Annotated in this window: 3 protein-coding genes and 1 pseudogene; 3 read left to right on the forward strand and 1 reads right to left on the reverse strand. The window is 60.1% G+C overall.

Going from position 1 to position 3,792, the window contains the following annotated elements:
• A pseudogene (locus WBM93_RS06715) lies at positions 1-995 on the forward strand (hypothetical protein); the annotation flags it as partial.
• On the opposite strand, the gene WBM93_RS06720 reads toward WBM93_RS06715, so the two are convergent.
• Positions 992-2,251, reverse strand: a complete 1,260-nt coding sequence (locus tag WBM93_RS06720) for an ACS family MFS transporter (protein WP_424429893.1) — start codon at positions 2,249-2,251, stop codon at positions 992-994. The pseudogene WBM93_RS06715 and the gene WBM93_RS06720 overlap by 4 nt on opposite strands.
• 146 nt (positions 2,252-2,397) lie before the next feature.
• On the opposite strand from WBM93_RS06720, the gene hppD reads away from it, so the two are divergent.
• Both hppD and WBM93_RS06730 read left to right on the forward strand, forming a co-directional pair.
• Positions 2,398-3,501, forward strand: a complete 1,104-nt coding sequence (gene hppD / locus WBM93_RS06725; protein WP_424429896.1) for a 4-hydroxyphenylpyruvate dioxygenase — start codon at positions 2,398-2,400, stop codon at positions 3,499-3,501.
• Positions 3,498-3,792, forward strand: a 295-nt coding sequence (locus WBM93_RS06730; protein ID WP_424429899.1) for a VOC family protein, incomplete at its 3' end; no start/stop codon positions are given. The genes hppD and WBM93_RS06730, both read left to right, overlap by 4 nt.

The following is a 3,792-nucleotide window of genomic DNA, read 5'->3' on the forward strand; positions in this document are numbered from 1 at the left end:
GGGTCGGGGGTGGGTCCGAGATGCCCGATAATCCCACCCCTAGCCCAGTATCAGGTAGAACTGCCCCCGGCAGTTCCAGATCAGTTCTGGGGACTGATCGACCTGATACTCGCAAGCGGGAGGGGGACGTCACCCTCCGCATCGGCTTCCGCCAGATCGACGGTTTTCGCGAGGCCTGGGCCGAACAGATCACTGCCGCACGGCCTTTCCGAACTATCGAAGAGCTTGCCCGCAAGGCCAACCTTCCGGCCCGCGCCCTCCGCCTGCTCGCCGATGCCGATGCCTGCCGTTCGCTGGGGCTCGACCGTCGCCAGGCCTTGTGGGAAGTGCGCCGGACTCCGGTCAACACCCTGCCGCTGTTCGAAGCCGCGCAGGCCAGGGAACTGGGCCAGGAACAGGACGCGCATCTGCCCGCCATGACCAAGGGCGAGCATGTCGTCGCGGACTATCAAAGCGTCCGGCTGTCGCTCAAGGGCCATCCGATGGAGTTTCTCCGCGAACATTTTCGGGCGATGGGCGTGCTCAGCTGCGCGGAACTTGCGGCAGCGAAAAATGGCTCACATGCGAAAGTCGCCGGCGTCGTCCTGATCCGCCAGCGGCCCGGCAAGGGCAATGCAATCTTTATCACGCTGGAGGATGAAAGCGGGGTCTCCAATCTGCTGCTCTGGGCCAGCCGGTTCGAGAAAATGCGCCGCCCGGTGATGGCGGCGCGGCTGATGCTGGCCACCGGAGAGGTCCAGCGGAGCGTCGAGGGCGTGACCCATTTGATGACCAGCCGAGTGGAGGATTATACGTTCATGCTGGATGAAATAACCGACCGCGAACGACCGAACATGCCGATGGCCCGCGCCGACGAGGTCAACCGGCCGGTCTATCGCAACGAGGACAGGCAGGCGGCACGAGCCGCCGGGTCACCGCCACAACATGTCGCCAGATCCAACGGAGGTCATCCGCGCAATGTCCGGATATTGCCGAAGTCGCGGGATTTCCACTAGGCCGTTGCGGTCTGAAACTGGCGTTCTCCGCTGCCGAAGACGAGATAGAAGATCAGGCCAAAGGCCGCGACCGCTGCCGCCACCTGAAACACCAGCGCCCATGACCCGGTGACGTCCAGGATCCAGCCGCTGACCAGCACGCCGACGATGCCGGGAATGGTGCCGGCGGTATTGGTAATACCCATCAGCGTGCCGGCATGTTCCGGCGCAATGTCCATATGATTGACGAAGAAACCGCTGACCGCAAAGGCGCCGAGCGCGCTGCCGATGGTCATGATGGTGATCGCGGTGACCGCATCGTCGGCTTGCCCGACCAGCAACAGCGCGATGATGCTGCCGCCCGAGCCGATCACCATCATCAATTTGCGCACCCGGGTGATCGTCATGCCGCTGACGATCAGACGGTCGGCGACCACTCCGGAAAGGTTGATGAAGATGAACAAGGCGATATGCGGCATCATCGCGAAAAAGCCTACCGACGCATAGTCGACGCCCAGCCCCTGGGTGACAAAGGTCGGCAGCCACGCAAGCAGGACGTAGAACCACCAGTTGTTGCAGAAATGGGCGACGATGACCGCCCAGACCGGCATATTGGTCATCAGCGCGCGCCATGGTGTGGCGCCAGCGGGCGTGTCGGCAATCGTGTCGGCGGCAATCAGGTCCAGTTCGGTCTGGCTGATACCGGCTTGCAGACGCGGGCTCGATGCGATGAGAAAATACCAGACCGCGCACCAGATGAATCCGATGCCGCCAAATATATAGAATACATATTCCCAGCCCCAGGCGGCGACAATCACCGGCGTCGCAAGCAGCGCGAACACTGTACCCAGGGGAATGCCGCTATTGGAAAAACCTGCGGATCGCGACCGTTCCCGGACCGGGACCCAACGGGCGTAGAGCGCGTATATGGCGGGGAAGGTTACCGCTTCACCCATGCCCATCAATATCCGGGCAACCACCAATACCGCGATACCCAGCGCGGCAGCCGGAGGCGCGACCAACGTGAACAGCGACCAGATCAAGACCCCGAAGCCGAGCACAACCTTGCCGCCATAACGATCGGCAAGCTTTCCGCCGACAACCTGGGTGAGTAGATAGCCGATGAAGAAGCTGGAGAGCACCAGGCCTTGCGTGGACATGTCCCAGCCATAGGTTTCCACCATCGGGATGATCGCGACCGAGATCGCGACCCGGTCCATATAACAGATGAAAATGGCCAGAAAGGCCATGAATACCAGTTGATGGCGTTTTTGCATATTCATCCTCCCCGATGATGTCCCCGTGCCTTGTTTTACATCGACAGGATGGACGGCTATTGTCTTGCATATCTGCCGCCAATCCCCTATAGTATCATTTGAAACTATATTGCGCCGGTGCGCATCATTATCTCGAGGAAATTTTTGTGGCTGATCTGTTTGAAAACCCCGTTGGTCTCGACGGCTTTGAATTTGTCGAATTTTGCGCGCCCGAGCGCGGCGTGCTCGAACCGGTGTTTGCGGTCATGGGCTTTACCGAAATTGCCCAGCATCGCAGCAAGGATGTCCATCTGTGGCGGCAGGGCGGCATCAACCTGATCATCAACTATGAGCCCAAATCCCCGGCCTGGTATTTTGCCCGCGAACATGGCCCGTCGGCCTGCGGCATGGCGTTCCGGGTAAAGGACGCGCGCAAGGCTTATGCCTATCTGCTCGAAAAGGGCGCCGAACCGGTGAATGTCGAAACCGGACCGATGGAATTGCGGATCCCCGCGATCCGCGGCATCGGTGGCGCGATCCTCTATCTCGTCGACCGCTATCAAGGCGGCGAACGGGGCGAAGACCTGTCGATCTATGATATCGACTTTGAATATCTGCCCGGCGTGGACCGCAATCCGGTGGGTGCGGGCTTCAACATCATCGATCACCTGACCCACAATGTTTACGGCGGGCGGATGAAATATTGGGCGGATTATTACGAGACCCTGTTCAATTTCCGCGAGATCCGTTTCTTCGACATCAAGGGCGAATATACCGGCCTGACCTCCAAGGCGCTGACCGCACCGGATGGCAAGATCAAGATCCCGCTCAACGAGGAAGGCGAAGGCGGCAAGGGCCAGATCGAGGAATTCCTGCGCGAATTCAACGGCGAAGGTATCCAGCATATCGCGCTTATCTGTGATGATCTGGTGACCTGCTGGGACCGGCTCAAGAAACTCGGGGTGCCGTTCATGACCGCGCCGCCCAACACCTATTACGAGATGCTCGACGGCCGCCTTTCCGGCCATGGCGAGGATGTCGATGCGCTGCAAGCCCGCGGCATCTTGCTCGACGGGACTACGGAAGGCGGCGAACCGCGCCTTTTGCTCCAGATTTTCGCCGAACCTCAGGTCGGACCGGTGTTCTTCGAGTTCATCCAGCGCAAGGGCGATGACGGTTTTGGCGAGGGCAATTTCAAGGCCCTGTTCGAGAGCATCGAACGCGATCAGGTTGCGCGGGGTGTACTGAACGTCAAGGAGCCAGCAGAATGACCGCACCAAAGATCGAAGGCATCCACCATGTCGCCTATCGCTGCAAGGACGCGAAACAGACGGTCGATTTCTACCAGCGCGTGATGGGCATGGATTTCCAGCTCGCCTTTGCCGAAAATGAAGTGCCCTCGACCGGCGAACACGACCCCTATATGCATATCTTTCTCGATGCCGGCGGCGGCAATGTCCTCGCCTTTTTCGAGCTGCCCGAGCAGCCGGACATGGACCGCGACCAGAACACCCCGGCCTGGGTCCAGCATATCGCGTTCAAGGTGAACTCGCTCGACGATC

The organism is Parasphingorhabdus sp. (assembly GCF_049667325.1).
Taxonomy (GTDB): domain Bacteria; phylum Pseudomonadota; class Alphaproteobacteria; order Sphingomonadales; family Sphingomonadaceae; genus Parasphingorhabdus.